Annotated in this window: 22 protein-coding genes and 2 pseudogenes; 20 read left to right on the forward strand and 4 right to left on the reverse strand. The window is 74.5% G+C overall.

From position 1 onward, the window contains the following. Nucleotides 1-64: 64 nt before the first annotated feature. Both C7M71_RS33270 and C7M71_RS24415 read left to right on the forward strand, forming a co-directional pair. Nucleotides 65-1163 (forward strand): annotated as a pseudogene (locus C7M71_RS33270) (hypothetical protein); the annotation flags it as partial. After that, nucleotides 1130-2062 carry a tetratricopeptide repeat protein gene (locus tag C7M71_RS24415; protein WP_175607738.1) on the forward strand — a complete coding sequence of 311 codons (933 nt, stop codon included), beginning with the start codon at nucleotides 1130-1132 and terminating at the stop codon, nucleotides 2060-2062. The pseudogene C7M71_RS33270 and the gene C7M71_RS24415, both read left to right, overlap by 34 nt. Before the next feature lie 75 nt (nucleotides 2063-2137). On the opposite strand, the gene C7M71_RS24420 is transcribed toward C7M71_RS24415, so the two are convergent. Then, complete coding sequence (locus tag C7M71_RS24420) at nucleotides 2138-3514, reverse strand: DUF1015 domain-containing protein (RefSeq protein WP_111492538.1); 1377 nt, start codon at nucleotides 3512-3514, stop codon at nucleotides 2138-2140. Between the two features lie 89 nt (nucleotides 3515-3603). Here C7M71_RS24420 and C7M71_RS24425 point away from each other — a divergent pair, with 89 nt between their 5' ends. Next, entirely contained in the window at nucleotides 3604-4122 is a 519-nt protein-coding gene (locus C7M71_RS24425; RefSeq protein WP_111492539.1) for a tetratricopeptide repeat protein, read from the forward strand. Next, nucleotides 4119-5198 carry an HAD-IIA family hydrolase gene (locus C7M71_RS24430; RefSeq protein ID WP_111492540.1) on the forward strand — a complete coding sequence of 360 codons (1080 nt, stop codon included), beginning with the start codon at nucleotides 4119-4121 and terminating at the stop codon, nucleotides 5196-5198. Before C7M71_RS24425 ends, C7M71_RS24430 begins: the two co-directional genes overlap by 4 nt. A 13-nt stretch (nucleotides 5199-5211) precedes the next feature. Here C7M71_RS24430 and C7M71_RS24435 read toward each other — a convergent pair whose 3' ends face one another. Then, the gene (locus C7M71_RS24435; RefSeq protein WP_111492541.1) at nucleotides 5212-5559 is read right to left on the reverse strand and encodes a sterol-binding protein; all 348 of its coding nucleotides are present in this window, start codon (nucleotides 5557-5559) and stop codon (nucleotides 5212-5214) included. Between the two features lie 215 nt (nucleotides 5560-5774). Here C7M71_RS24435 and C7M71_RS31110 point away from each other — a divergent pair, with 215 nt between their 5' ends. The 4 genes from C7M71_RS31110 to C7M71_RS24455 all read left to right on the forward strand — a co-directional run bounded on the left by C7M71_RS31110 (nucleotide 5775) and on the right by C7M71_RS24455 (nucleotide 8916). Then, nucleotides 5775-6833 (forward strand): histone H1-like repetitive region-containing protein, encoded by a 1059-nt coding sequence (locus tag C7M71_RS31110; RefSeq protein ID WP_111492542.1) that lies wholly within the window; start codon nucleotides 5775-5777, stop codon nucleotides 6831-6833. Continuing rightward, entirely contained in the window at nucleotides 6826-7092 is a 267-nt protein-coding gene (locus C7M71_RS24445) for a hypothetical protein (RefSeq protein ID WP_111492543.1), read from the forward strand. Before C7M71_RS31110 ends, C7M71_RS24445 begins: the two co-directional genes overlap by 8 nt. Nucleotides 7093-7111: 19 nt before the next feature. Beyond that, the gene (locus C7M71_RS24450; protein ID WP_111492546.1) at nucleotides 7112-7918 is read left to right on the forward strand and encodes a TlyA family RNA methyltransferase; all 807 of its coding nucleotides are present in this window, start codon (nucleotides 7112-7114) and stop codon (nucleotides 7916-7918) included. Nucleotides 7919-8013: 95 nt separating this feature from the next. Further along, nucleotides 8014-8916, forward strand: coding sequence for an NAD kinase (locus C7M71_RS24455; protein WP_111492544.1), 903 nt, complete (start codon nucleotides 8014-8016; stop codon nucleotides 8914-8916). A 118-nt stretch (nucleotides 8917-9034) separates the two neighbouring features. Here C7M71_RS24455 and C7M71_RS24460 read toward each other — a convergent pair whose 3' ends face one another. Next, the gene (locus C7M71_RS24460; protein ID WP_111492545.1) at nucleotides 9035-9268 is read right to left on the reverse strand and encodes a hypothetical protein; all 234 of its coding nucleotides are present in this window, start codon (nucleotides 9266-9268) and stop codon (nucleotides 9035-9037) included. 183 nt (nucleotides 9269-9451) lie between these two features. On the opposite strand from C7M71_RS24460, the gene recN reads away from it, so the two are divergent. The 3 genes from recN (at nucleotide 9452) to C7M71_RS24475 (ending at nucleotide 13434) form a co-directional block, all read left to right on the forward strand. After that, on the forward strand, nucleotides 9452-11200 hold the full coding sequence (gene recN / locus C7M71_RS24465; protein WP_175607740.1) for a DNA repair protein RecN: 1749 nt from the start codon (nucleotides 9452-9454) through the stop codon (nucleotides 11198-11200). 160 nt (nucleotides 11201-11360) lie between these two features. Then, complete coding sequence (locus C7M71_RS24470) at nucleotides 11361-12083, forward strand: hypothetical protein (protein ID WP_229758884.1); 723 nt, start codon at nucleotides 11361-11363, stop codon at nucleotides 12081-12083. A 184-nt stretch (nucleotides 12084-12267) separates the two neighbouring features. After that, nucleotides 12268-13434, forward strand: a complete 1167-nt coding sequence (locus C7M71_RS24475; protein ID WP_114914539.1) for a glycosyltransferase family 4 protein — start codon at nucleotides 12268-12270, stop codon at nucleotides 13432-13434. A 63-nt stretch (nucleotides 13435-13497) separates the two neighbouring features. On the opposite strand, the gene C7M71_RS24480 is transcribed toward C7M71_RS24475, so the two are convergent. After that, nucleotides 13498-15423: a glycoside hydrolase family 15 protein gene (locus C7M71_RS24480; RefSeq protein ID WP_111494430.1), complete on the reverse strand. Its 1926-nt coding sequence runs from the start codon at nucleotides 15421-15423 to the stop codon at nucleotides 13498-13500. Between the two features lie 574 nt (nucleotides 15424-15997). Between C7M71_RS24480 and C7M71_RS24485 the strand changes: the two genes are divergently transcribed. The 9 genes and pseudogenes from C7M71_RS24485 (at nucleotide 15998) to scpB (ending at nucleotide 26727) form a co-directional block, all read left to right on the forward strand. Beyond that, nucleotides 15998-17665, forward strand: coding sequence for a CTP synthase (locus tag C7M71_RS24485; RefSeq protein ID WP_175607741.1), 1668 nt, complete (start codon nucleotides 15998-16000; stop codon nucleotides 17663-17665). A gap of 120 nt (nucleotides 17666-17785) precedes the next feature. Then, nucleotides 17786-18427 carry an NUDIX domain-containing protein gene (locus C7M71_RS24490; protein WP_111494426.1) on the forward strand — a complete coding sequence of 214 codons (642 nt, stop codon included), beginning with the start codon at nucleotides 17786-17788 and terminating at the stop codon, nucleotides 18425-18427. Nucleotides 18428-18691: 264 nt separating this feature from the next. Next, nucleotides 18692-19048, forward strand: a pseudogene (locus tag C7M71_RS32150) (hypothetical protein); the annotation flags it as partial. A 794-nt stretch (nucleotides 19049-19842) separates the two neighbouring features. Continuing rightward, entirely contained in the window at nucleotides 19843-21264 is a 1422-nt protein-coding gene (locus C7M71_RS24500; RefSeq protein ID WP_114914540.1) for a hypothetical protein, read from the forward strand. A gap of 233 nt (nucleotides 21265-21497) precedes the next feature. Continuing rightward, entirely contained in the window at nucleotides 21498-22613 is a 1116-nt protein-coding gene (ald, locus tag C7M71_RS24505) for an alanine dehydrogenase (RefSeq protein ID WP_111495130.1), read from the forward strand. A gap of 448 nt (nucleotides 22614-23061) precedes the next feature. Then, complete coding sequence (locus tag C7M71_RS24510) at nucleotides 23062-24147, forward strand: ParA family protein (protein ID WP_111495132.1); 1086 nt, start codon at nucleotides 23062-23064, stop codon at nucleotides 24145-24147. Between the two features lie 41 nt (nucleotides 24148-24188). Continuing rightward, the gene (locus C7M71_RS24515; RefSeq protein ID WP_229758885.1) at nucleotides 24189-24719 is read left to right on the forward strand and encodes a hypothetical protein; all 531 of its coding nucleotides are present in this window, start codon (nucleotides 24189-24191) and stop codon (nucleotides 24717-24719) included. 98 nt (nucleotides 24720-24817) lie between these two features. Beyond that, nucleotides 24818-25822 carry a segregation and condensation protein A gene (locus C7M71_RS24520; RefSeq protein ID WP_111495366.1) on the forward strand — a complete coding sequence of 335 codons (1005 nt, stop codon included), beginning with the start codon at nucleotides 24818-24820 and terminating at the stop codon, nucleotides 25820-25822. A 335-nt stretch (nucleotides 25823-26157) separates the two neighbouring features. Continuing rightward, nucleotides 26158-26727, forward strand: a complete 570-nt coding sequence (scpB, locus tag C7M71_RS24525) for an SMC-Scp complex subunit ScpB (protein ID WP_229759225.1) — start codon at nucleotides 26158-26160, stop codon at nucleotides 26725-26727. Nucleotides 26728-26773: the final 46 nt, after the last annotated feature.

Here is a 26773-nt window from a genome sequence, read left to right on the forward strand (position 1 = left end):
GTTCCGTCGGGACGACCGGCCCAGCGACCGTGGGCCGCGTGATGAGCGGGGTGGATCGTTCCGCCGTGACGACCGGCCTGGTGGTTTCCGCCGTGACGACCGGCCCAGCGACCGTGGCCCCCGTGAGGGCGGTGGCGGGTTCCGTCGCGACGACCGGCCTGGTGGGTTCCGGCGTGACGACCGGCCCAGTGACCGTGGTCCGCGTGATGACCGGGGTGGATCGTTCCGCCGGGACGACCGTCCTGGTGGGTTCCGCCGTGACGACCGTGAGGGTGGCGGCGGGTTCCGTCGCGATGACCGCCCCGGTGGGTTCCGGCGTGACGACCGCGACCGTGACCGTGGCCCCCGCGAGGGCGGCTTCCGTCGCGACGACCGGCCCAGTGACCGTGGGCCGCGCGAGGGTGGTGGTGGCTTCCGCCGCGACGACCGCCCCGGTGGTTTCCGCCGCGATGACCGACCCAGCGACCGTGGCCCCCGTGAGGGTGGCTTCCGGCGTGACGACCGCGACCGTGACCGTGGACCCCGTGAGGGCGGCTTCCGGCGGGACGACCGGCCCAGTGACCGTGGGCCGCGTGAGGGCGGTGGCGGGTTCCGTCGGGATGACCGTCCCGGTGGTTTCCGCCGCGATGACCGTGAGGGCGGTGGCGGGTTCCGTCGGGACGACCGCCCTGGTGGGTTCCGGCGTGACGACCGCGACCGCGACCGTGGACCCCGTGAGGGCGGGTTCCGTCGCGATGACCGGCCCAGCGACCGTGGGCCGCGTGATGACCGGGGTGGATCGTTCCGCCGTGACGACCGGCCTGGTGGTTTCCGCCGCGATGACCGACCCAGCGACCGTGGCCCCCGTGAGGGTGGTGGCGGGTTCCGCCGCGATGACCGCCCCGGTGGGTTCCGTCGGGACGACCGGCCCAGCGACCGTGGGCCCCGCGAGGGCGGGTACCGTGACGGCGGTCGGGGCCGTGACGACCGGTTCGGTGGCGGCGGGCGTGACCGCCGGGACGACCGGGACCGGGGTGGGCGCTCGTACGAGGGGCGTGGCCGCCGGTTCGAGGGGCATGGCGAGTCGGATGACCGCCGGCCGAACTATGAGCCCGTCAGGCGTCTCCCCATCCCGGAGGACGTCACCGGCATGGAGATCGACGCCGACGTCCGTCAGGAGCTGAAGAGCCTGCCCAAGACGCTCGCCGACGATGTCGCCCGCAACCTGGTGATGGTGGCTCGGCTGCTGGACAGCGAGCCGGAGCAGGCGTACGACTACTCCCGCGTCGCCCTGCGGCTGGCCTCCAGGGTGGCTGCGGTGCGCGAGGCGGCGGGCTTTGCCTCGTATGTCACCGAGCGCTACTCGGAGGCGCTGACCGAGTTCCGGGCGGCGCGTCGGATGACCGGCCGTGCCGACCTGTGGCCGGTCATGGCGGACTGCGAGCGGGGTCTCGGCCGTCCCGAGCGGGCGCTGGCCATGGCCGGTGAGCCCGAGGTGAAGCAGCTGGACAAGGCCGGGCAGGTGGAGATGCGCCTGGTGGCGGCCGGGGCCCGCAGCGACATGGAGCAGTTCGACGCTGCCGTGGTGACGTTGCAGAGCCCGGAGCTGGCCTCCAATGCGGTGCAGCCGTGGACCGCGCGTCTGCGCTACGCCTACGCCGAGGCGCTGATCGCGGCCGGGCGCGAGGAGGAGGCCCGCGACTGGTTCGCGAAGGCTGCCGACGCGGACCAGGAGGGCATCACCAACGCGGCTGAGCGGCTGGCCGAGATCGACGGCCTGGAGTTCGTCGACGCCCTCGACCCGGAGCTGGACGAGACCGACGACAAGGCCGAGGAGAAGGCTGCCGCGGAGAAGGCCGACGCCGAGGTCGACGCCGACGCCGACGCCGAGGTCGACGCCGACGACGACTCGGACGCCGAGGCCGAGGCCGACGACGACAGCGCCGAGGCGCCGGTGGCGGGTCAGGAGACCTTCCTGAACAGCCCGTTCAAGGAGCCCCAGGCCGAGGAGTCGGAGGACGGCGGCGACGAGGAGGACGACCACCGCCCCGAGGCCGACCGGCAGGAGCGCGCGGACAGCTGAGCCGTACCGCCCATGACAGCGAAGTGCCCCGCCGGAACTCTCCGGCGGGGCACTTCCCGTTCCACTTCCCGAAGGTCAGCCGAGCTCCAGGCTGCGCAGCACCAGCCCGGTCGCGGGCTTGGGGCCGAAGGAGGTCGACTTGCGCGGCATGGTGACGCCCTGTTCGGCGAGCCGCCGCACCACGCCCTCGTCCACCGGGTGCAGCAGCACCGCCGTGCCGCCGCACCGCTCCGCCTCGCGGACCGCCGCCGCCTCGTCGTGCAGATAGCCGATCTGGTCCTGCGCGTCGGGCACCTGCCAGACCGTGTCCAGCAGCACCGAGTGCAGCACGGTGGCGTCCAACCGCCGCCACTCCTCGGGGCGGTCGGAGCGCACGGTCTCCTTGAGTACGGCGTCGCCGGGTCCGCGCAGCAGCCGGTACCGGCCGTCCCCAGCGAGCAGGAAGGCGTTGCCGCCGTCCCGCTTGGCCGCCGCCAGGGTGCCGAGCGCCTCCCGGAGGGAGCCGCCCGCGTCGTCCACCTGCCAGCCGTCGCCGAGCCGCGCCAGCGCCTCGGCCGGGGGCAGCCGGTAGAGCACGCGGTGGATGGCGCGGACCCGCAGCGGGTAGCGGGCGGTGTCGACCAGCAGGACCATGCCACGGTCCCAGGGGCTGTGCGCCAGGTGCCGGTGCTCGCTCTGGAGCCGCAGGTACATCGCCCAGCGGTGGTGGCCGTCCGCGATCAGGGCGCGGCAGGTGGACAGGTCGGCGGCGACGGCGGCGTGCTCGGCCGGGTCGGTGACCGCCCACAGCCGGTGACAGGTGCCGTCGGAGGTGGTCGTGGTGAGCAGCGGGGGTCGGCGTGCGGCGCGTTCCACGACCCCGGCGGCGCCGCCCTTTCCCCGGTAGGTGAGGAGCAGTGGCTCCAGGTTGGCGCGGGTGGTCCGCATCAGGCCGACGCGGTCGGCGACGGGGCGCGGCATGACGTCCTCGTGGGGCAGGACCACGCCGGCCTCCGGCGGGCTGACGGCGAGGGCGCCGATGATGCCCCGTTGCAGCAGCGTTGCGGAGCCGGTGTCGTCGGGGACGCGCTGTTCGTAGACGTAGAGGGCGGGTGTGTCGTCGGCCGCCAGTACCCCTTCGCGCCGCCAGGCGGCCAGCAGCCGTGCGGCGTGCCGGTAGCGGCTGTCGCCGGTCCGCCGTCCGCTGCCGTGGGGTTCTGGTCCGGGTTCCGGGCGGGGCAGGATCAGCCGGACCACATTGTGCGGGTCGGATGTCTCCAGGCTCGCCAGCCGTTCCGGGTCCACCACGTCGTACGGGGGTGAGGTGACCGCTGCGAGGTCGCCGACCCTGTCCGGTACGTAGCGCAGGCCGCGGAACGGCGCCAGCGAGAGCCCTGCGGCGGCGACGTGCCCGGGGTCGCCGGGTCCGCCGTCCTGAGAAGCTGTTGCACCGTGTGCACTGAGTGCCTCCATTGTGGGCATGTTAATCGGGTACGTCCGGCCGGGTGATCACGGCTCTCGGCCCGGCGGCTGGGCGGAGGGCGACCGGGAAGGGGCGCGGGATGACCACGGGACGGGAGCAGGCACAGGGCTGGGACGCTTCGGACGGGGCGGGCGAGGGAGTCTACGAGTGGTTCCGGCGCGGCAGCCGACTGCTGGAGCAGGGCAGTGCGGCGGCGGCGGAGCAGTTGCTGGCGCGGGCGGCCGAGGCGGAGCCGGGGTCGCGGTCCATCCGGGAGACCCTGGCGCGGGCCCAGTTCGACGCGGGGTCGTACGCTGCTGCCTTGGAGAACTTCCGGGCGGTGGCCCTGGCCGACCCCTCGGACGACTACGCGCAGTTCGGCTGGGGGTTGGCGGCCGCGCGGTTGGGCGACTTCGAGGCGTCCGCCGAGCATCTGGCGCTGGCGGTCGCGATGCGGCCGGAGTCCGAGCACTATCGGGCGGCGCTGCGGCAGACCCGGGCGACGCTGCGCGCTCGTGCGGGGGAGTTCGGCCCGGTGTCGTCGCAGCTGCGGTGGCCGGGGCCGCAGCCTGCGGAACCTGACGACCCGCGCAGCGACCGACAGGAAGAGCAGGAATGACGCACACGGCAGCCGACATCCCCGGCGACGGGGCCCCTCGGGACGGCGCGGGGGGCGGGGGCCCGGCGGGCAGCGGCCGTCCGCTCGCCGAGGAGTACGACACCGCGCTGCTCGACCTGGACGGCGTGGTCTATGCGGGTCCCCATGCGGTCGAGCATGCGGTGGAGTCGCTGGAGGCGGCCCGGCGGGCCGGTATGCGGCTGGCGTATGTCACCAACAACGCCTCCCGGCCGCCGCAGGCGGTGGCCGACCACCTCACCGAGCTGGGCGTGCCCGCCGAGGCGTCCGATGTGATCACCTCGGCGCAGGCGGCGGCCCGCCTGGTGGCCGGGAAGGTACCGGCCGGCTCCGCCGTGCTGCTGGTCGGGGGCCGGGGGCTGGAGGAGGCACTGGAGGAGCGCGGGCTGCGTCCGGTGCGCTCGCTGGACGACGGTCCGGCCGCCGTGGTGCAGGGCTATGACCCGTCGGTCGGCTGGCAGCAGTTGGCCGAGGCGTCCTACGCGGTGGCGCGCGGGCTGCCGTGGGTGGCGTCCAACACCGATCTGACCATCCCCACGGCGCGCGGCACCGCGCCGGGCAACGGCACGCTGGTGGCCGCCGTGCGCACCGCGACCGGGGTCGAGCCGGAGGTGGCCGGCAAGCCGCTGCCGCCCATGCACCAGGAGACCGTGATCCGTACCCGGGCCAAGCGCCCGCTGGTGGTCGGCGACCGGCTGGACACCGACATCGAGGGCGCCTTCAACGGGGGCGTGGACAGTCTGCTGGTGCTCACCGGGGTGACCACCGCCGCGCAGCTGCTCGCCGCACCGCCGCACCAGCGGCCCACCTATGTGGCCGCCGACCTGCGGGCGCTGCTGGTGGCGCAGCCGGACGTGACGGCGGCCGGTGGCGCCTACCGCTGCGGGGGGTGGACGGCCTCCGTCGGCGACGGCGGGCAGCTGCGCCTGGACGGGGCCGGGTCCGGCGGCGATCCGTACGACGCCCTGCGGGCGCTCTGCGCGGCGGCGTGGACGGCGGCCGACGGTGGCGCCGGGGTACCGGACGCCCGCAAGGTCCTGGCCGAGCTGGGGCTGTGAGGCGGCGGTGAGGTCAGAGCAGTGACCGCAGCCGCAGCAGGTCGCGCAGGCCGGCCTCCAGTCTGACCCGGCCGTGGGCCCAGGCGGAGGCGAAGTGGAGGTCGCCGCCGACCAGGGAGACCAGGTCGTCGCTGGACATCGCCAGCCGGATCTGGGCCTTCTCGGCGGGGGCGCCGGGGGTCTCGACGACGTCCTGGATCCGGCCGCCGCGCAGGCGGCCGGAGAAGGTCAGGTCCAGGTCGGTGATCCAGCAGGTGAGAGAGCGGTCCAGCGCGGCCGCCGCGCGGACGTCCCCGTCGGAGCGCGACAGGTTCTCGCTGAGCCGGGTCAGTGCCGTGCGGCACTCCTCGGAGGTCGCCATGGTGCGCCCGCTCCCCTCGTACGGTCGTTTCGGGTTCCGTCGCGACGGTACCTCAGCGGGGCGGCGCATCGGGTGGCGCGGCAGGCGGTGCGCTCGCCCGCCGTGGGAAGGCATGAGGCGGTAGCGTCATCAGGGGGCGTCCCGGCGATCACGGGCGCCCCCCGGCGCCGACCCGGGTGGGCCGGGGCGGACGCGACGGAAGCGAGGAGGACCTGATGCGCGACACGCTGCGCGGCTGGGTGCAGTTCGCCGCAGGTATCGCCGAGGAGACCGGCAGGCGTACGGCGCACACGGCCAAGGACCTGCTGGACCGGAGCGGGATGGACGTCGATGGGTTGCAGCGCACGTTGGCCGAGCAGGTCCCGGCCTCCGCGCGGTCGTTGCAGTCGGTGGCCGACGATGTGGCGGCTGCCGGGCGGGGTGGGCGTGACCTGGTGGTGGGGCTGGTCCGCTCGGAGGCGGAGCGGACCTGGCAGTTCCTCGGTCGGCTGGGTGACCAGGTGACGAAGGTCGGAGTGGTCCTGGAGCTGCTGGAGCGCAAGCTGCGCGAGGTGGAGCAGGCCGACGAGGAGAAGCCGCCCGAGCCTCGGGCGGAGAAGCTGTTCGGTGAGGACTGGGAGGAGCAGGCCGCCCCATCGCGTCCGGCCACACCGGTACGTATCCCGGTGCTGGAGGAGACCGAACCGGCCGCCGGGGAGGCGGTCCCGGCGAAGAAGGCCCCGGTGCCGAGCAAGCCCGCCGCCGCGCGGAAGCCTGCCGGGACCACGGCGAAGAAGACGGTGTCGCGGGCTGCGGCGGGGGAGACCGCCGCCCGGATGGCCGAGTCCGGCGAGACGGTCGCGGAGAGTGTGGCCGCCGCCAGGAAGCCCGCCGCTCGGACGCCTGCGAAGAAGGGGCCGGGGAAGCAGGCGCCCGCGAAGAAGACCGCTGCCAGGAAGACGGCTGCGGCGAAGAAGACCGCTGCGAAGAAGACCGCTGTGAAGAAGACCGCTGTGAAGAAGACCGCTGCGAAGAAGGCGGCGGCGGAGGGGGGCCCGGTCAGGAAGGCTGCCGCGAGCAAGACGGCGGTGAAGCAGGCGCCCGCGAAGAAGACGGCTGCCAAGAAGAGCGCCGCCAAGAAGACCGCCGCCAAGAAGACCGCCGCCAAGAAGGCGGCGGCCAAGCAGGCACCCGCGAAGAAGACGCCCGCGAAGAAGACGGCCGCCAAGAAGACCGGGTCCGCAAAGGGCGCCGCGAGGAAGACCGCCGGGAGCCGGACGGTTGGCCATGGCTGAGGGCTTCCCGGAGGCCGACCGGACCGGCACCGCACCCGGGGCACCCTTCGCGTCCGCCATGCCGCCGGTCTCGGAGCTGTCGGCGGTCGTGCTTGAGGAGACCGGGCACGCCGGGGTGGACGCGGAGCTGGCCCGGCTGGAGGAGCTGGACGGTACCGCCACGGAGACCCACGCCGCCCTGTACGAGGATGTCCACCAGCGGTTGAGGGACACCCTCACCGCCCTCGACCACCGACCCGGCCCCGCTCCGGGGCCCTAGGAGTGAAGCACCCGTGGCAGTGGCACGACGCCGACTCGACGCGGAACTCGTCCGCCGCAAGCTGGCCCGCTCGCGCGAGCACGCCAGTGAGTTGATCGCGGCCGGACGGGTGACCGTCGGCGGCACCACCGCGAGCAAGCCGGCGACCCAGGTGGAGACCGCGGCGGCGGTGGTGGTGGCGAAGGACGAGAACGACCCGGACTACGTCTCCCGGGGCGGCCACAAGCTCGCCGGGGCGCTGGCCGCGTTCGGCCCGCAGGGCCTGCGGATCGAGGGCCGCCGCTGCCTGGACGCAGGGGCCTCCACCGGTGGCTTCACCGATGTGCTGCTGCGGGCCGGTGCCGGACGGGTGCTCGCCGTGGACGTCGGCTACGGCCAGCTTGCCTGGTCGTTGCAGAGCGACGAGCGGGTCACCGTGATGGACCGCACCAATGTCCGCGAACTGAGCCCGGAGCGGATCGGCGGCGAACCGGTCGATGTGGTGGTCGGCGATCTGTCGTTCATCCCGCTGGGGCTGGTGCTGCCGGCGCTCGCCTCCTGCTGCGCCGACGACGCCGACCTGGTGCTGATGGTCAAGCCGCAGTTCGAGGTCGGCCGGGAGCGCCTCGGCAGCGGCGGTGTGGTCCGCAGCCCGCAACTGCGCGCCGAGGCCGTGCGGCAGGTGGCCGCGCAGGGCTGGGCGCTGGGCCTCGGGGTGCTGGGTGTCACCGCCAGCCCGCTGCCCGGGCCGTCGGGCAATGTGGAGTACTTCCTCTGGTTCCGGCGCGGCGCCCCCGCGCTGGACCCGGCGGAGGCGGATCGCGCCGTGGACGAAGGGCCCCGGTAGGGTGCCCCGCACGATTGCGCGCTGTGCAGGCGGCCGACCACAATCCGGAGGGGGCGCCACCCGGCCAGGACGCCCGGGGAGGCGTAGGAGAGGGCATGAGTGACTTGCGAACGGTCTTCCTGATCGCGCACACCGGCCGGGCGGCCGCGCTGCGCAGCGTCGAGCACCTGGTCAATGGCCTGCTGAAGGCGGACATCGGGGTCAGAGTGCTGGCGGCGGAGGCCGGAGACATGGATCTGCCCGCCGGCGTGGAGGCGGTGCCGACGGCGCCCGGCGCGGTGGCCGGCTGCGAGCTGATCCTGGTGGCAGGCGGTGACGGGACACTGCTGCGCGGCGCCGAGCTGTCCCGGCAGACGGGTGTGCCCATGCTGGGCGTCAACCTGGGCCGGGTGGGCTTCCTCGCCGAGGCGGAGCGCGACGACCTGGCGAAGGTCGTGGAGCGGGTGGTGGACGCGGACTACGAGGTCGAGGAGCGGATGACGATCGACGTCCTGGTCCGCACCGACGGCAAGGTGATCCACCGCGACTGGGCGCTCAACGAGGCGTCGGTGGAGAAGGCCGCCCGGGAGCGGATGCTGGAGGTCGTCACCGAGGTGGACGGCCGCCCGGTGTCCACCTTCGGCTGCGACGGCGTGGTCTGCGCGACGCCCACCGGCTCCACGGCGTACGCCTTCTCGGCGGGCGGGCCGGTGGTGTGGCCGGAGGTGGAGGCGCTGCTGATGGTGCCGATCAGCGCGCATGCGCTCTTCGCCAAGCCGCTGGTCACCTCGCCGCACTCGGTACTGGCCGTGGAGGTGCTGCCCAAGACGCCGCACGGGGTGCTCTGGTGCGACGGACGGCGCTCGGTGGAGCTGCCGGCCGGGGCCCGGGTGGAGGTGCGGCGCGGCCGCATCCCGGTCCGGCTGGCCCGGCTGCACCGGGCTCCGTTCACCGACCGGCTGGTGGCGAAGTTCGCGCTGCCGGTGACCGGCTGGCGGGGCGTACCGCACCAGAACTGACCCGCCGCACACCCGACCGCAGACGTACCCCGCGCGGCGTGGGGTGCGTCTGCGGTGCGCCGGCGGCGGAGCTTGCACCCGTTCGGGTGAACGGTCATGCGGGCCGCGCCCGCCCGGCTCAGCCGCCCTGGTGCGGCGCCTCGGCGGCCAGCTGGTCGATGCGGGCGCGGATCAGCTCGACCACCTCGGGCCGGTTGCCGTGCGCGGTCTCCTGGGCGAGCAGCCGCCGCAACTGCTCCTGGGTGAGTGACCGGATGCGGTTCCGCAGCTCCGGGAGGGTCAGCCGGTCGAAGTCCGGTACCAGCGGTGCGCCGGAGGACCCCTGGCCTTCCGGGCGGGTGGTGTCGGCCATGGGAGACTCCTCTCCACTCGGCTGCCGCCGGACCCGGACGGGCCCGCAGCAGACCCCCAGAGGGCGGGTACCGCGCTGGGAACCCGGAAAACTGCCGAATCGAATGAACCTTCCCCCCGCCGGGCGGGCGCTCGTCGCACGGCGGCCCCGGAACCTCGTAAGGTCGTGTCCGTGTTGGAGGAGATGCGGATTCAGGCCCTCGGTGTGATTGACGACGCCGTGGTCGAGCTGTCACCGGGCTTCACGGCGGTGACCGGCGAGACCGGCGCGGGCAAGACGATGGTGGTCACCAGCCTGGGGCTGCTGCTCGGCGGGCGGGCGGACCCGGCCCTGGTCCGCGTGGGTGCCGGCCGGGCCGTGGTGGAGGGGCGGATCACCCTCGCGGCCGACGACCCAGCCGCGCTGCGCGCCGTCGAGGCGGGCGCCGAGCTGGACGACGGCGTGCTGCTGGTCAGCCGTACCGTCTCCGCCGAGGGACGCTCCCGGGCGCACCTGGGCGGCCGGTCGGTGCCGGTCGGGCTGCTCGGCGAGCTGGGCGAGGACCTCATCGCGGTGCACGGCCAGACCGACCAGCAGCGGCTGCTCAAGCCGTCCCGGCAGCGCGGTGCGCTGGACCGGTACGCGGGCGAGGCCGTCTCCGTCCCGCTGGAGCGCTACCAGGCCGCCTTCCGGCGGCTGCGGGCCGTCTCGGCGACGCTGGAGGAGCTGACCACCCGGGCGCGGGAGCGGGCCCAGGAGGCGGATCTGCTGCGCTTCGGCCTGGCGGAGGTGGCCGCCGCCGAGCCGCTGCCCGGCGAGGACACCGAGCTGGCCGCCGAGGCCGAGCGGCTCGGCCACGCCGATGCGCTGGCGTCCGCGGCCACCCTCGCCCATGGCGCGCTGGCCGGAGACCCGGCCGAGCCCGACTCGGTCGACGCCGGGACCCTGGTCGCCCAGGCCCGGCGGGCGCTGGACGCGGTGCGGTCCCACGACCCGGGGCTCGCCGCGCTCGGCGACCGGCTGGACGAGGTGGGCTATCTGCTCGCGGACGTCGCCGCAGACCTGGCCGGCTATGCGGACGGGCTGGACGCCGACCCGGTGCGGCTGGCGGCGGTGGAGGAGCGCCGCTCGGTCCTCTCCCACCTGGTCCGCAAGTACGGCAGCGCGGGGGCCGGTACCGCCGAGGTGCTGCGCTGGGCCGAGGAGTCGGCGCAGCGGCTGGCCGAGCTGGAGGGCGACGACGACCGCATCGACGGCCTGGCGGCGGAGCGGAGGCAGCTCCACGCCGAGCTGAGCGCCCTGGCCGCCGAGCTGTCCGCAGCCCGCCGGGCCGCCGCCGGGCGGTTCGCCGGGGCGGTGACCGCCGAACTCACCGAACTGGCCATGCCGCACGCCCGGGTGACCTTCGCCATCGAGCAGGTCGAGGACCCGCAGGGCCTGGAGGTCGACGGCCGCACCGTCGCCTTCGGCCCGCACGGTGTGGACGAGGTCGAGGTCCTGCTCGCCCCGCACCCGGGTGCGCCGCCCCGGCCGATCGCCAAGGGCGCCTCCGGCGGCGAGCTCTCCCGGGTGATGCTCGCGGTGGAGGTGGTGTTCGCCGGGGCGGACCCGGTGCCCACCTACCTCTTCGACGAGGTCGACGCCGGGGTGGGCGGCAAGGCGGCGGTGGAGATCGGCCGCCGGCTGGCCAAGCTCGCCGAGAGCGCCCAGGTCGTCGTGGTCACCCATCTCCCGCAGGTGGCGGCCTTTGCCGACCGCCATCTGGTGGTGGAGAAGACCAGCGACGGCACGGTCACCCGGTCGGGGGTGAAGGCCCTGGACGACGCCGAGCGGGTCCGCGAGCTGTCCCGGATGCTGGCCGGGCTGGAGGACTCCGAACTGGGCCGCGCCCACGCCGAGGAACTGCTGGCGGCGGCGCGCTCGCCGCGCCGGGAGGGCCGTGCCGCGCTGTGAACGGCGTGTATGGCGGGGAGGCAGGCGGGTGAGCAGGAGGAGGGCACGTGTGGGCCAGGCGTGACAAGGGCGGGCGGCTGCTGGTGCTGCTCGCGGCGGCGGGTGGCGCCCGGGCGGTGTACACGGCGCTGAACCGGTTCCCGCCGGGGGAGCCCGCGCTGTGGGAGCGCAGAGTCGGCCGCGCCCGGGTGGTCACCCTCTACCAGGGCCCGGCGGTGGCCGCCGCCGTGGCCACCGCCGTCGGCGCCGCACCCCAGCTGCCGCCCCGGTCCGCGCTGCGACCGCACTGGCCGCCGTCGCCGCCGCAGCCGGCGGCGGCTACGACGATCTGGCGGGCGGCGGCGAGCGGACCCTGCGGGCGCGTCTCGGGGCGTTGCGGCGCGGCCGGGTCACCCCCGGCGCCGTCACGGCGGCCGGGCTCGGCGCGGTCGCCCTCGCCGCCGGCTGCCTGGTGCGGCGCCGCCCGCTGGACCGGCTGCTGGCCGCGACGGTGATCGCCGGTACGGCCGGTGCGGTGGACCTGCTGGACGTCCGGCCCGGCCGGGCCGCCAAGGCGGTGCTGGCCGCCGGAGTGCCCACGGTGCTGCGCGGCGGACCCGGCGCCGCCGTCGCCGCCGCCCCGGTGGGCGCCGCCGCCGCGCTGCTCCCCGACGACCTCGGCGAGCGCACCACGCTCGGCCGCTGCGGCGCGCAGGCCCTCGGCGCCGCCCTCGGCACCGCGTGGGCGACCGGCTCCGGCCGGACCGGGCTGGCGTTGCGCGCGGCGGCCCTGGTGGCCTTCCACGCGGCGGCCGAGCGGGGCGTGTACCGGGAGCAGTGGTGGTCCTGGCCGCCGTTGCGCCGTCTGGACCAGGCCGGTCGGCCGCGCCCGGCGGAGGACTGACCCCGGCGGCGCGGACCGGCTGCCGCCGACTGCCCCTCAGGAGCGCCACCGGGCGCCGCCACCCCTGTACTCTGCGGTGCTACACCACCGGTGCCCAACGCCGAACGCAGGCCGCGACCCGGCCGCAGCAGCGACCGGGGCACCGGGCGCGTTCCGCGGACCAGAACGACTCGGAGCGAACGACGTGGACGACACCTCTGTCCGGGCAACGACCCCTGCACCCGAGCCGGGGCAGCTGCACGCGGTGCTCGTCGTCGCCGCCAGCACCGGCGGCATCGGCGCGCATGTGCGCTCGCTGGCCCAGGGACTGGTGGCGCACGGCCTCACGGTGACCGTGTGCGGGCCGGCCGCCACCGATGCCCTGTTCGGCTTCTCCGGCGCCGGTGCCCGCTTCCACCCCGTGGAGATCACCCCGACCTCCGGGCCGCGCAGCGACGCCGCCGCCATCGGGGAGCTGCGCCGCGCCTTCACCGGCGCCTGCGTGGTGCACGCCCATGGACTGCGCGCCGGGCTCCTCTCCGATCTGGCGCTGCGCACCGCCGGCCGGGTGCCGGGGATGCGGCCGGAGACTCCGCTGGTGGTCACCATGCACCATGCGCTGCTTGCCACCGGCATGGAGCGGCGGCTGCTGCGGCTGATGGAGCGCCGGGTGGCCCGCGCCGCAGACCTGCTGCTCGGCGCCTCCTCCGACCTGGTCGCGCGGGCTCGGGAGCTGGGCGCCGGCGATGCCCGGCTGGGCCCGGTGGCCGCGCCGCCGCTCGCCGCACCGGCCGTGGACCGGGCGGCGGCCCGGGCCGCGCTGCCGGGCGTCGCCGAGGGGCGGCCGGTGGTCCTCGCGGTGGGTCGGCTCGCCCCGCAGAAGGGCTTTGACCTGCTGCTGGACGCCTCCCGTACGCTGGCCGGCCTGAACCCCCGCCCGCTGGTGCTGATCGCCGGCGAGGGCCCGGAGGGCGTGGCGCTGCGCGACCGCATCGACGCCGAGGGGCTGCCGGTGCGGCTGCTGGGCCACCGCACCGATGTGCCGGAGCTGCTGGCCGCCGCCGATGTGGTGGCCATCAGCAGCCGCTGGGAGGCGCGGGCGCTGGTGGCGCAGGAGGCGCTGCGCGCCGGGGTGCCGCTGGTCGCCACCGCCGTGGGCGGGCTGCCCGAGCTGGTCGGTGACGCCGCCGTACTGGTCCCGTACGGCGATGCGCAGGCGTTCGGCCGGGCGGTGGCCGGGCTGCTCGCCGACACCCCGCGCCGGGCCCGGCTGGCCGAGCTGGGCCGGGCGCAGGCGGAGACCTGGCCGGACGAGGCGGCCACGGTGGCGCAGGTGCTCTCCATCTACGACGAGCTGGTGCAGCGCTCCTGACGCGGGCCGCCCGCCCGCTCGGTGGTGGGGAGCGGGCGGGCGGCGGTTCTGCTCAGCGTCTTGTCAGCGTTCCTGGTAGGCGCCGCTGGCGTTGAGGCGGAGGGCGGTGTCGATGAGGGGGACGTGGCTGAACGCCTGGGGGAAGTTGCCCACCTGGCGCTTGCGGCGTGGGTCCCATTCCTCGGCGAGCAGGCCGACGTCGTTGCGCAGGGCGAGCAGTTTCTCGAAGAGGTCGCGGGCTTCGCCGACGCGGCCGATCATGGCGAGGTCGTCGGCGAGCCAGAAGGAGCAGGCGAGGAAGGCGCCCTCGTCGCCGGGGAGGCCGTCGACATTGCGGCCGTCCTGGCCGTGGGTGGGGTAGCGGAGGACGAAGCCGTCCTCGGTGAGCAGTTCGCGCTGGATGGCCTCGATGGTGCCGATGACGCGCTTGTCGTCGGGGGGCAGGAAGCCGACCTGGGGGATGAGCAGCAGGGAGGCGTCGAGCTCCTTGCCGCCGTAGTACTGGGTGAAGGTGTTGCGTTCGGTGTCGTAGCCCTTGTCGCAGACGTCGCGGTGGATGTCGTCGCGGAGTTTGCGCCAGCGTTCGATGGGGCCGTCGGTGGGGGTGCCTTCGAGGAGTTTGATGGTGCGGTCGACGGCGACCCAGGCCATGACCTTGGAGTGGACGAAGTGGCGGCGGGGGCCGCGGACCTCCCAGATGCCCTCGTCGGGTTCGGTCCAGTGCTTCTCCAGGTAGCCGATGAGCTTGAGCTGGAGGAGGTGGGCGTGGTCGCTGCGGGCGAGGCCGGTCATATGGGCGAGGTGGAGGGCTTCGACGACTTCGCCGTAGACGTCGAGCTGGAGTTGGTCGGCGGCGCCGTTTCCGGTGCGTACGGGGGTGGAGCCCTCGTAGCCGGGGAGCCAGTCGAGTTCCATTTCGCCGAGTTCGCGTTCGCCGGCGATGCCGTACATGATCTGGAGGTTTTCGGGGTCGCCGGCGACGGCGCGGAGCAGCCATTCGCGCCAGGCGCGGGCTTCTTCGCGGTAGCCGGTGCGCAGCAGTGAGGAGAGGGTGATGGCGGCGTCGCGGAGCCAGGTGTAGCGGTAGTCCCAGTTGCGGACGCCGCCGATGTCCTCGGGCAGGGAGGTGGTGGGGGCGGCGACGATGCCGCCGGTGGGGGCGTAGGTGAGGGCCTTGAGGGTGATCAGGGAGCGGATCACGGGTTCGCGGTAGTGGCCGGAGAAGGTGCACTGCTCGACCCAGCCGCGCCAGAACTCCTCGGTGGCCGCGAGGGCGGCTTCGGCGTCGGGGCGGTCGGGGGCGCGCAGGTGGGACGCCTGCCAGGTGAGGGCGAAGGCGACGCGTTCGCCCTTGCGGATGGTGAAGTCGGAGTAGGTGGTGAGGTTGCGGCCGTAGCTCTCGGCCTCGCCGTCCAGCCAGACGGAGTCGGGTCCGGCCACGGCGACGGTGCGGTAGGAGCCGTCGGGCTCGTCGATGCGGTGGACCCAGGGGACGACGCGGCCGTAGGAGAAGCGCATCCGCAGGGCGGAGCGCATCCGGACCCGGCCGGAGAGGCCCTCGACGATGCGGATCATCTGCGGGACGCCGCTGCCCTCGGTGAGGTGGCGGGGCGGCATGAAATCGGTCACCCGGACGCTGCCGCGCTCGGTGTCCCACTCCTGTTCCAGGATGAGGGAGTCGCCTCGGTAGCGGCGGCGGTCGGCGGGGACGGCCGGGGCGTGGGCGGTGGCGGGGATGCGCAGTTCGCCGCTGGATTCGAACTCGCTGAGTTCATGTTGCAGGACTTGCGGGAAGGCTGCGGGTGCCGGGGGCACGTCGGCCGGCCCGATCCGCCAGAACCCGTGCTCGTCGGTGCCGAGCAACCCGGCGAATACGGCAGGGGAGTCGAAGCGGGGCAGGCAGAGCCAGTCCACCGCCCCATCCCTGCTGACCAGGGCAGCGGTCTGCATGTCCCCGATGAGTGCGTAGTCCTCGATACGGCCGGCCACGTGGATCTCCAGTTCGCGATGGTGCACGGCATCGTCCGACAGCGGGCATGGTGGGGGCCGTTGCACGGTGGCGGCAGGAGGCTCCCTTGGGGCGCGGGTGGTGCCCCGGGGGCCGTGGAAGCCTCGGCGGGCTCCAGGTGCGGGGTGTGGACGGCGGCAGGGAGCGTCGTCCGCCCCCCTGCGACCGACTGCCCCGACGTCGGCGATGCGTCCGTGCAGAATACGACGGACGGAGCCCCTGTGGAGACCTCGGGCGATCACGACGTGCCCGATCGACCATGATCGTGCGAAAAGTAGCCCGTGCGGAGGATGCGGTACCACCCCTGCGGACTATCCGGAGGTGATCCTTCCAGGCAGGGCCCCAGCCCCTCCGGGGGACCGCGCGGACACGCACCGCCTCGGGCGCTGATACCCTGGTACCCCGTGGACTGGTGGGATTCACCGCACCGTACCCGCCACCCCGACGCCCCCCGCGACCCCTCCCCGGGCCGCCGGGTGACCGTCGCCGGCGAGCAGAGCCGGAACCCCACTCCACAGGCGTCAGCCACGACCTGCGACCCACGGGAGCCCCCTCTTGGCACTGCCCCACTCCGGCAAGACCCAGACGACCAAGCACCTCTTCGTCACCGGGGGTGTGGCCTCCTCGCTGGGCAAGGGGCTCACCGCCTCCAGCCTCGGTGCCCTCCTCAAGGCGCGCGGCCTCCGGGTCACCATGCAGAAGCTCGACCCGTACCTCAACGTGGACCCGGGCACCATGAACCCGTTCCAGCACGGTGAGGTCTTCGTCACCGACGACGGCGCCGAGACCGACCTCGACATCGGCCACTACGAGCGGTTCCTCGACACCAACCTGCACGGCTCGGCCAATGTCACCACCGGCCAGATCTACTCCACGGTGATCGCCAAGGAGCGGCGCGGCGAGTACCTGGGCGACACCGTCCAGGTCATCCCGCACATCACCAACGAGATCAAGTCCCGCATCCGCCGGATGGCCACCGACGAGGTGGACGTGGTCATCACCGAGGTCGGCGGCACCGTCGGCGACATCGAGTCGCTGCCCTTCCTGGAGGCCGTCCGCCAGGTCCGCCACGAGGTCGGCCGGGACAACGTCTTCTTCGTCCATGTCTCGCTGCTCCCCTACATCGGCCCCTCCGGTGAGCTGAAGACCAAGCCCACCCAGCACTCCGTCGCCGCGCTGCGCAACATCGGCATCCAGCCCGACGCCATCGTGCTGCGCGCCGACCGCGAGGTCCCGCAGGCCATCAAGCGCAAGATCAGCCTGATGTGCGATGTGGACGAGGAGGCGGTGATCGCCTGCCCCGACGCGCCGTCGATCTACGACATCCCCAAGGTCGTCCACAGCGAGGGCCTGGACGCCTATGTGGTGCGCCGGCTCGACCTGCCGTTCCGCGATGTGGACTGGACCCAGTGGGACGACCTGCTGCGCCGGGTCCACCAGCCCGAGCACACGGTCAGGGTGGCGCTGGTCGGCAAGTACATCGACCTGCCCGACGCCTACCTCTCGGTCACCGAGGCGCTGCGCGCCGGCGGCTTCGGCAACAACGCCCGGGTCCAGATCAAGTGGGTCACCTCCGACGACTGCCGCAGCGCCGAGGGCGCCCGGCTCCACCTCGGCGACGTGGACGCCATCTGCATCCCCGGCGGCTTCGGCGAGCGCGGGGTGGACGGCAAGGTCGCCGCCATCACCTACGCCCGTGAGAACAAGGTGCCGCTGCTCGGCCTCTGCCTGGGCCTCCAGTGCGTGGTCATCGAGGCCGCCCGCAACCTGGCCGGGCTCGCCGAGGCCGACTCCACCGAGTTCGACGCGGCGGCCCCCCACCCGGTGATCTCCACCATGGCCGAGCAGCTCGACATCGTGGAGGGCAAGGGCGACCTGGGCGGCACCATGCGGCTCGGCCTCTACCCGGCCAAGCTCGCCGAGGGCTCCATCGTCCGCGAGGTCTACGGCGGCGAGCCCTATGTCGAGGAGCGCCACCGCCACCGCTACGAGGTCAACAACGCCTACCGCACCGACCTGGAGAAGGCCGGACTGGTCTTCTCCGGCCTCTCGCCCAAGGGCGACCTGGTGGAGTACGTCGAGTACCCGCGCGAGGTCCACCCCTACCTGGTCGCCACCCAGGCGCACCCGGAGCTGAAGTCCCGCCCGACCCGCCCGCACCCGCTCTTCGCGGGCCTGGTCGCCGCCGCCATCGCCCGGCAGCAGGAGCAGCCGCAGCGGTAACGGCGTCCGCCGCACCACCAACGCGACGGCGTCCGCGCGATCTTGCGCGGTCGCCGTCGCGTAGGTTGGGCCGGTACGCGACCCCGATGCCGACCCCCGAAAGAAGAGGTGGCAGACCCGATGGCAGGCAGCGCAGCCGACATCCGCGACCGGGCGGAGGAGTGGCCGGTCCTCTCCTCCGTGACCCCCTTCCAGGGCCGGGTCACCGGGGTGCGGACCGACGAGGTGCGGATGCCGGACGGCTCCGCCGCCCGCCGCGACTACCAGGTGCACCCCGGCTCGGTCGCCGTGCTCGCCCTGGACGACGCGCAGCGGGTCCTGGTGATCCGCCAGTACCGGCACCCCGTGCGGCAGCGGCTCTGGGAGATCCCGGCCGGGCTGCTGGACGTCCCCGGCGAGAACCCGCTGCACGCCGCCCGGCGGGAGCTGTACGAGGAGGCCCACTGCAAGGCCGAGCAGTGGCGGGTGCTGGTCGATATCTACACCACGCCCGGCAGCTCCGACGAGGCCCTGCGGATCTTCCTGGCCCGAGGACTCGGCCAGGCCGAGGGGGAGCGCCACCAGAGCGAGGGCGAGGAGACCGAGATCGAGGTCGCCTGGGTGCCGCTGGCGGACCTGGTGCGGCTGGCCTTCGCCGGAGAGCTGCACAACCCGACCCTGGTCACCGGTGCGCTCGCCGCCCACGCCATGCTGGGCGGCGGCGGCCCTGAGGGGCTGCGCCCCGCCGACGCTCCCTGGCAGGCCCGGCCGTTCCCCGCATGACGCCCGCCCCGCATGATGCCCGCCCCATGACGCCCGCTCCATGACGCCCAACGGGTGATCATCGGCTGGTACGACCGGAGGAAGCCCGGCGGTCCCGACCTGGTGAACTACCCTTCCGCTCAACAGGCTGTGCAGGCGCCGCGCCTGCCGGGTGATGGAGTGTCAGGAGTGGCGCGCGTGGCAGGTGAGACGGCGGCGGTCGACCCGGTACGCCACGGGAAGCAGCCCGCCGCAGCCCTGCTCCCACCCGACCCCGTCCCCTTCGTGGGCCGGCAGGCGCAACTCGCCGCGCTGCGCGCCGAGGTCGTCCGACCCGGCTTCAGCCGCTCCGAACCGGCCGGGGCCGCCCGCCGCAGCCGCGTCCTGGTCGTCGCCGGGCGGCCCGGCTCCGGCCGTACCGCGCTGGCGGTGCGGTTCGCCCGCACCGCCGCCGCCGACTACCCCGACGGGCAGCTCTTCGCCCGGCTCGGCGGGGCCGACGGGCGGCGCATCGCGCCGGGGCAGGCCGCCCGGCACCTCCTCGCCGCACTCGGCGAGGACCCCGCCGCGGTCGGCCTGCCCGCCGACCCTGGAACGGATGACGCCGCAGCCGATGCCGCCGACCCGGCCTGCTCCGCGCTGCGCCGGGCCTTGACCGGGCGGCGGGTCGTCCTCGTCCTGGACGACGTCCAGGACGCCGCACAGCTGGAACCGCTCATCCCCGACGAGCCCGGGTGCCTTGTGGTGGCCACCGCCGCCGGGCCGCTCACCGGGATCGCCGACGCCCGCCCCTGCGTACTCGGCGGCCTCGACCCCGCCTCCGCCGTGGCCCTGCTCACCGGCCTGGTGGGGGAGACCCGCATCGTCTGCGACCCCGTCGGCGCCGCCGAACTCGCCGAGGCATGTGGCTGCCACCCCGGCGCCCTGCGGCTGGCCGCCGGCTGGCTGCGTACCCGCCCGCGCGCCGCCGTCCCCGACGCCGTCCAGGCCCTCGCCGACACCTCCCGCCGGGAGCCCGCCGGTGACAAGGATCACCCGCCGACGGCGGGGCAGCCCACCGGTGCCGGGGCGTCCGCGGGCCGGGCGCCGACGCCGGATGCGGACTCCGGCGTCCGCCCGGCGCCGCCCCGGCAGCCGGCCGCAGCGCACCGGCCGACGGGCGGACCGGACCCGGAGGACGGCGGGGACTACCTCTCGGTGTGGCAGGCGGTCACCTCCGCGACGCCCCTACCCGCGCCCGCGCCGGGATCGGCAGCCGCGCCGGACCACCTCTCCGTGTGGGAGGTCCTGGTCTCCGGCACGGCAGCGCCGGGCCCGGCAGCCGTGCCGCCCGTCGACCCGGACGGTGCCGCGCGGCCGGGGCCGGACGCCGCCGCATACCCCGAGCGGCCCGAGCGGGCCCCGGCTGTGGGGGTCCGCGCCGCGCCCCCGAGCCCGTGCCCTCCCCGCCGCGCCCGCCGGACGCGGCCTCCGGCACGGACCACCCGCCCGCCCCGGAGGCCGCCGCCTGCCGGGCCCCCAGCGGGCCGACCAGCAGCGGCCGGGCGGTCGCCGCAGCCGTGGCCGTACCGCAGGCCCGGGACGCCCGGGAGGCCGGGGCGGCGGGGGAGCCGCAGGGCCCGCCGACCGGCGACCCGCTGCACCGCGCCTTCGCCCTCCTCTACCGGGGCCTGCCCTCCGCGCACGCCCGGATGCTGCGGCTGCTGGTCCTCGCCCCCGAGGGCGTCGCCGACCGCCGGACCGCCTCCGCCCTGGCCGGCTGCCCGGCCGGGTCGGCCGAGCACATCCTGCGGGTACTGGCCGAGCAGCAGCTGCTGGAGGAGGAGCCCGCCGCCCCCGACGGCACCGTCCGCTACCGCCTGCCGTCCCGGCTGCACGCCCTGCTCGCCCGGCTGCTGGCGGAGGCCGAACGTCCCGCCGAGACCGAGCTGGCCCGGGCCAGGCTGCTGGAGCGGCTGGTCCGGCTGGTGGACTCCTGCCGCGCCCTGCTGGCCCCGGAGCCGGACCGCCCCGCCCCCGAACCGCTGCCGGGCGCGCTGCGGCTGCACTCCGCCGCCCACGCCCGGGACTGGCTGGGCCGTGAGCAGCCCGTGCTCTGCGCGGCGGCCCGGGACGCGGTGGCCGCAGCCGACCTGGACGGCCCGGCCGACCGGCTGGTCGGGGCCCTGGTGCGTACGCTGCCCGCCGCCGGCGCGGTGGACCCCGCCGTGCTGTACGAGCTGCACGGCCTGGTCCTCGCCGTCGCCCGGCGCGGCGGCTCGCCCGGGCGGGAGGCGGCGGCGCTGGTCAACCTGGGCACCCTGCTCGCCGCCGCCGGCGACCACCGCCGGGCGCTGGAGCGCTGCCACGCCGCGCTGGAGCCGGCCCGGGCGGCCGGTGACGAGGCGGCCGTGGCCCGGGTCCTGGAGGCCGTGGCCGGGGCCCACCGGGCGCTGGGGGACGCGGTGCGCTCGGCCGACTGGTACGCCAGGGCGCTCGCCGCCCGCCGCGTCCGGGGCGAGCCGCGCGAGGAGGCCCGGCTGACCGCCCGGCTGGCCGAGGCGCTGGCCGGGCAGCGGAGGTTCGAGGAGGCGGCGCGCGAGTACCGGGCGTCGCTGGCGCTGCTGCGCCGGCTCGGGGACGACGCGGCCCGGGTGGCGGTGGGGCTGGAGGCGGCCCGGGCGCTGCTGCGGGCCGGGGAGCCGGAGCAGGCGCTGCTCACCCACCGGGAGGCGCTGGCGGTGGCCCGCCTCAGCGCCGATCCGGCCCTGGAGTCCCGGGCGCTGCTGGCCCTGGCGGAGACCTTGGAGCGGACCGGCGACCCGGAGGGGGCCCGGCTGCACCGGGCGCAGGCGGCCCGGGTGCCGGGTTTGGAATGATTGGTGGGAGAGGGTGAAACATCCCCTTTGGTGTGGTTGGTCCTCTCGCAAGCCTACGAAAGTGCCAATGGTCCCTGAATATTTGGTCGGTTTGTAAGGCTGGTGCAACGCCTGGGCTTCATTACACTCGAACCCAGTTGCGGAGCGGCGTCGCACAACGGTGTGCCCCGCCATGCGACCACCCGCCGGTCTTCCGCCGGTCGGGAACCCCAGGGCAAGGGACGTGTATAGCCGTGAAGGTCGGCATCCCCCGCGAGGTCAAGAACCACGAGTACCGCGTGGCCATCACGCCCGCCGGCGTGCATGAGCTGGTCCGCAACGGCCACGAGGTTGTCATCGAGCACGACGCCGGCGTCGGCTCCTCCATCCCCGACGAGGAGTACACGGCCGCCGGCGCGACCATCCTCGGCACCGCCGACGAGGTCTGGGCCGCCGCCGACATGGTGCTCAAGGTGAAGGAGCCCATCGCCGAGGAGTACCACAGGCTGCGCAAGGGCCAGGTCCTCTTCACCTACCTGCACCTCGCCGCCTCCCTGGAGTGCACCGACGCGCTGGTGGACGCCGGCACCACCGCCATCGCCTATGAGACGGTGCAGCTCGCCAACGGCGCCCTCCCGCTGCTCGCCCCGATGTCCGAGGTCGCGGGCCGGCTGGCCCCGCAGGTCGGCTCGTACCACCTGATGCGCCCGGCCGGCGGCCGTGGTGTGCTGCCCGGCGGCGTCCCCGGCGTGGCGGCGGCCAAGGCCGTGGTGATCGGCGGCGGCGTCTCCGGCTGGCACGCGGCCACCATCGCGCTGGGCATGGGCTACAACGTCACCCTGCTCGACCGCGACATCAACAAGCTCCGCGAGGCCGACCGCATCTTCGGCAACCGCATCCGCACCATCGCCTCCAACGCCTTCGAGCTGGAGAAGGCGGTGCTCGACGCGGACCTGGTGGTCGGCGCGGTGCTGATCCCCGGTGCCAAGGCCCCCAAGCTGGTCACCAATGAGCTGGTCTCCCGGATGAAGCCGGGATCGGTGCTGGTCGACATCGCCATCGACCAGGGCGGCTGCTTCGAGGACTCGCGTCCCACCACCCACGCCGAGCCGACCTTCCCGGTGCACAACTCGGTCTTCTACTGCGTCGCCAACATGCCGGGCGCGGTGCCGAACACCTCCACCTACGCGCTGACCAACGCCACGCTGCCCTACATCGTCGAGGTGGCCAACCGGGGTTGGAAGGAGGCGTGCAAGCGCGACGCGGCGCTCGCCAAGGGCCTCAACGTCCACGAGGGCCAGATCACCTACGGCCCGGTGGCCGAGGCCCACGGGCTGCACGCCGCCGACCTGGACACCGTGCTCGCCTGACCCGGCGCGGTACGGCCGCCGGCGCAGTGTCGCGGATTCGTCGAGAGGCGGTATTCCGGTCTGCCGGCCAGGGCGGGACACCCACGCGGTGTCCCGCCCTCAGGCATGCCCGCTTCCGGCCGACGGCTGGATATGTCGCCACGTCAACATGTGTGTCCTACCTCACCCCCGCCATGGAATGACGCGACCTGTCGGTTTCCGGCCGTGGCGAAAGGTTGCCGTCACAGCCCTGTTCGTCCCTTGACAGGCGGGACCTGCGTACCCGACACATCGTGCCGACTACCGTGGATTGTGTTGCTGCGAACGCCTGAAACCGCCTAGAGTCGCGAACCGTCGGCGTTCTCTCTTCTGTCTTCACGCTGACCAATCGAGAAGTGTCCTGGTCGCCAAGGAGGTAAGACGACTTGTGAATGAGTCGACATTTGCTCCCGGGGGTGGTCAGCCAGGACTGGCGGAGCACGCCGCCGGCCAGCCGGGCGAGGACTCCGGCACCCGGTTGCATGCCGTCGGCGCGGTGGCCGTCCGTACCTTCGAGGCACGTCAGGCTGCCGACCGCGACAGCGAGATCCTCGAACACGGCCTCTCCTACGGCGAGTTCCCCTACGGGTCCTACGAGGACCCCGACGCCGAGTACGAGCCGGACCCCGAGTACGCCGCCACGCTGGCCCCGGACGCCGCCCGGCAGCGCCGCGAGCGCGTCGGCCCGACCGGCAGGCCGCTGCCGTACTTCCCGATCCCCGCGCCGCTGGGTGACCACGGACCCGCGCAGATCATCGCCATGTGCAACCAGAAGGGCGGCGTCGGCAAGACCACGTCCACCATCAACCTGGGCGCCGCGCTTGCCGAGTACGGCCGCCGGGTGCTGCTGGTCGACTTCGACCCGCAGGGCGCCCTCTCGGTGGGCCTGGGCGTCAACCCGATGGAGCTGGACGTCACGGTCTACAACCTGCTCATGGAGCGGGGCATGACCGCCGACGAGGTGCTGCTGAAGACCGCCGTGCCCGGCATGGACCTGCTGCCCAGCAACATCGACCTGTCGGCCGCCGAGGTCCAACTGGTCAGCGAGGTGGCCCGGGAGTCCGCGCTGGCGCGCGCGCTCAAGCCGCTGCTGCCGGACTACGACTACGTCATCATCGACTGCCAGCCGTCGCTGGGCCTGCTCACCGTCAACGCCCTCACGGCGGCGCACAGCGTGATCGTCCCGCTGGAGTGCGAGTTCTTCGCGCTGCGCGGGGTCGCGCTGCTCACCGAGACCATCGAGAAGGTCTGCGAGCGGCTCAACCCCGAACTGCGGCTCGACGGCATCCTGGCCACCATGTACGACTCGCGCACCGTGCACAGCCGCGAGGTGCTGGCCCGGGTCGTCGAGGCGTTCGGCGACCATGTCTTCCACACCGTCATCGGCCGCACCGTGCGGTTCCCGGAGACCACCGTGGCCGGTGAGCCGATCACCACGTACGCGACCAACTCGGTCGGCGCCGCCGCCTACCGCCAGCTCGCCAGGGAGGTGCTTGCCCGGTGCCCCGCCGCGTGAGTCTCCCGGGGGCCGACGAACTGTTCCGGACCACCGGGGGAATGGCCCTGTCGCCGTCCCTCGCCCGGCAGCAGGACCCGGCCCGGCCGGAGACCGCCCGGGGTGCGGGCAGCGCCCAGGGCGATGCCGCAGGCGGCGAGCAGCGGCTCCCCGAGGACGGCGGCCACCCCGGCGAACGCCTGCGGCCCGCAGGCGGCGACGACTCCGCCGGCGAGGAGCACGGCAGCGCCGCCCCCGCCGACGCGGGCGACCCCCGCCGGGGCCCCGGCCAGGGCGCCCGCGGCGCCGTCAACGGCGTCGCGGCGCCCGCCGCCGACGGGGCCGCGCGCCGCAAGGCGCGCAGCGCGACCCGGCGGCCCAGCGGCCGGGAGCGGCACGACGAGAAGATCACCGTGTATGTCTCCGCCGAGGAGCTGATCGATCTGGAGCACGCCCGCCTGGTGCTCCGCGGCGAGCACGGACTCGCCGTCGACCGGGGCCGGATCGTCCGCGAGGCGGTCGCCGTGGTCCTGGCCGACCTGGAGCAGCGGGGCGAGGCGAGTATCCTGGTACGCCGCCTGCGCGGACGCTGACCGACCGCGTCCCCGGGGGACTCCCTCCGGGCCATGTGCCCCGCGTGTCGGCGCCGCCGCGCGCCTTCGGACCGCCGGAGGGCACACCATGGACTGCGATGCCGACCATCCGCGACCACGACCTGCCCCAGGACACCCCGCCCCGCCCGGAGACCCCATCCGGCGCGGCGCCCGAGTCCATCCCGGAGCCGGGCGGACCGGCTGAGTCGTTGGAGTCGCCCGAGTCGGTGGAATCGCCCGAGTCGGCCGAGTCGCCCGAGGGGCCGCAGGGCGGCTTCCAGGTGCGGCTGGAGAACTTCGAAGGCCCGTTCGACCTGCTGCTGAGCCTCATCTCCAAGCACAAGCTGGATGTCACCGAGGTCGCCCTCTCCAAGGTCACCGACGAGTTCATCGCCCACATCCGCGCCATGGGCCCCGACTGGGACCTCGACCAGGCGACCGAGTTCCTGGTCGTCGCCGCCACCCTGCTCGACCTCAAGGCCGCCCGGCTGCTGCCCGCCGCCGAGATCGAGGACGAGGAGGACCTGGCCCTGCTGGAGGCCCGCGACCTGCTCTTCGCCCGGCTGCTCCAGTACCGCGCCTACAAGCAGGCCGCCGCCGTCTTCGCCGACCGCTGGGCCGCCGAGCAGCGGCAGCGCCCGCGTACGGTCGGCCTGGAGCCGCACCACGCCGAGCTGCTGCCCGAGGTCGTCATCACCATCGGCCCGGAGCGCTTCGCCCGGCTGGCGGCCAGGGCCATGGCCCCCAAGCCCAAGCCGGTGGTCTACGTCGACCACATCCACACCCCTCCGGTGAGCGTCCGGGAGCAGGCGGCGCTGGTGGTCGAGCGGCTGCGGGTGGCGGGGGAGGCGACCTTCGCCGACCTGATCGAGGACGCCCGCGACACCCTCACGGTGGTCGCCCGCTTCCTGGCGCTGCTGGAGCTGTACCGGGAACGGGTGGTCGCGCTGGAGCAGCCGGAGGCGCTGGGGGAGCTCCAGGTGGTGTGGATCGGCGAGGACGGACGCGAGATCGAGGTCACCGACGAGTTCGACCGGCCGCCCGAGCAGCCGGACGAGGACGGCCAGGAGCGGCACGGCAGCAGAGGGAGCGGTGACCGGTGAAGAACCCCGACGAGCACGACCACCACGGCCCGGACCCCTCCGAGCCCCGGCCCAGGCCCGCCCGGCGCCCGCTGGGGGTGCCCGGCAGGCCCCGGCCCGCCGAGCAGCTGCCGCCGGCGCACCAGGCCCGGCAGACCCGGCAACCGGTCGCAGAGGCGGAGCCGGAGCCGGAGCCGGAGACCGCCCCGCAGGGCCCCGTGGCCGTGCCTCCCGTCCGGCTGCCCCAGCCCAGCGCCGCCGGGGACGACGAACGGCAGCACGGGGGCGTGGAGGGGGACGTGGACGGTGATGGGCTTGCCGCCGTACCGCTCAAGGCCGGGCTTGAGGCCATCCTGATGGTCGTCGACGAACCGGCCACCGAGGCCCACCTGGCCTCCGTCCTGGAGCGGTCCCGCCAGGAGGTCGCGGCAGCGCTGCGTGACCTCTCCGCCGAGTACACGGCGGCGGGCCGGGGTTTCGACCTGCGCTCGGTGGCCGGCGGGTGGCGCTTCTACAGCCGGGCCGGGTGCGCACCGGCCGTCGACCGCTTCGTCCTGGACGGCCAGCAGGCCCGCCTCACCCAGGCCGCGCTGGAGACCTTGGCGGTTGTCGCGTACCGTCAACCGGTGTCCCGCTCCAGGGTCTCCGCCGTGCGTGGTGTGAACTGCGACGGTGTGATGCGTACGCTGGTACAGCGGGGTCTGGTGGAGGAGATGGGCACCGAACCCGAGACAGGTGCCATCCTGTACCGGACGACACACTACTTCCTGGAGCGGATGGGGCTGCGCGGCCTGGACGAGCTGCCGGAGCTGGCGCCCTTTCTGCCCGAGGCCGACGACGTGGAAGCGGAGTCGCTGGAGGGCTCCGCGATTGCCGAGGCGGTGGCTGCCGCACGGGACAGTGGTGACATCGCCAGCACGACGTGACAGCGACATTTCAGCTCGGCCGACGACGGAATCGACAACGGACTTT

It is taken from the genome of Peterkaempfera bronchialis, assembly GCF_003258605.2.
GTDB classification, from domain to species: Bacteria; Actinomycetota; Actinomycetes; order Streptomycetales; family Streptomycetaceae; genus Peterkaempfera; species Peterkaempfera bronchialis.

Excerpts from the sequence above, each read along its gene's own strand:
- C7M71_RS24415 (WP_175607738.1), top strand. The coding sequence starts at position 1,130 with ATGGAGATCGACGCCGACGTCCGTCAGGAGCTGAAGAGCCTGCCCAAG.
- C7M71_RS24420 (WP_111492538.1), bottom strand. The coding sequence starts at position 3,514 with ATGGAGGCACTCAGTGCACACGGTGCAACAGCTTCTCAGGACGGCGGA.
- C7M71_RS24425 (WP_111492539.1), top strand. The coding sequence starts at position 3,604 with ATGACCACGGGACGGGAGCAGGCACAGGGCTGGGACGCTTCGGACGGG.
- C7M71_RS24430 (WP_111492540.1), top strand. The coding sequence starts at position 4,119 with ATGACGCACACGGCAGCCGACATCCCCGGCGACGGGGCCCCTCGGGAC.
- C7M71_RS24435 (WP_111492541.1), bottom strand. The coding sequence starts at position 5,559 with ATGGCGACCTCCGAGGAGTGCCGCACGGCACTGACCCGGCTCAGCGAG.
- C7M71_RS31110 (WP_111492542.1), top strand. The coding sequence starts at position 5,775 with ATGCGCGACACGCTGCGCGGCTGGGTGCAGTTCGCCGCAGGTATCGCC.
- C7M71_RS24445 (WP_111492543.1), top strand. The coding sequence starts at position 6,826 with ATGGCTGAGGGCTTCCCGGAGGCCGACCGGACCGGCACCGCACCCGGG.
- C7M71_RS24455 (WP_111492544.1), top strand. The coding sequence starts at position 8,014 with ATGAGTGACTTGCGAACGGTCTTCCTGATCGCGCACACCGGCCGGGCG.
- C7M71_RS24460 (WP_111492545.1), bottom strand. The coding sequence starts at position 9,268 with ATGGCCGACACCACCCGCCCGGAAGGCCAGGGGTCCTCCGGCGCACCG.
- recN (WP_175607740.1), top strand. The coding sequence starts at position 9,452 with ATGCGGATTCAGGCCCTCGGTGTGATTGACGACGCCGTGGTCGAGCTG.
- C7M71_RS24490 (WP_111494426.1), top strand. The coding sequence starts at position 17,786 with ATGGCAGGCAGCGCAGCCGACATCCGCGACCGGGCGGAGGAGTGGCCG.
- C7M71_RS24515 (WP_229758885.1), top strand. The coding sequence starts at position 24,189 with ATGGCCCTGTCGCCGTCCCTCGCCCGGCAGCAGGACCCGGCCCGGCCG.
- C7M71_RS24520 (WP_111495366.1), top strand. The coding sequence starts at position 24,818 with ATGCCGACCATCCGCGACCACGACCTGCCCCAGGACACCCCGCCCCGC.
- scpB (WP_229759225.1), top strand. The coding sequence starts at position 26,158 with ATGGTCGTCGACGAACCGGCCACCGAGGCCCACCTGGCCTCCGTCCTG.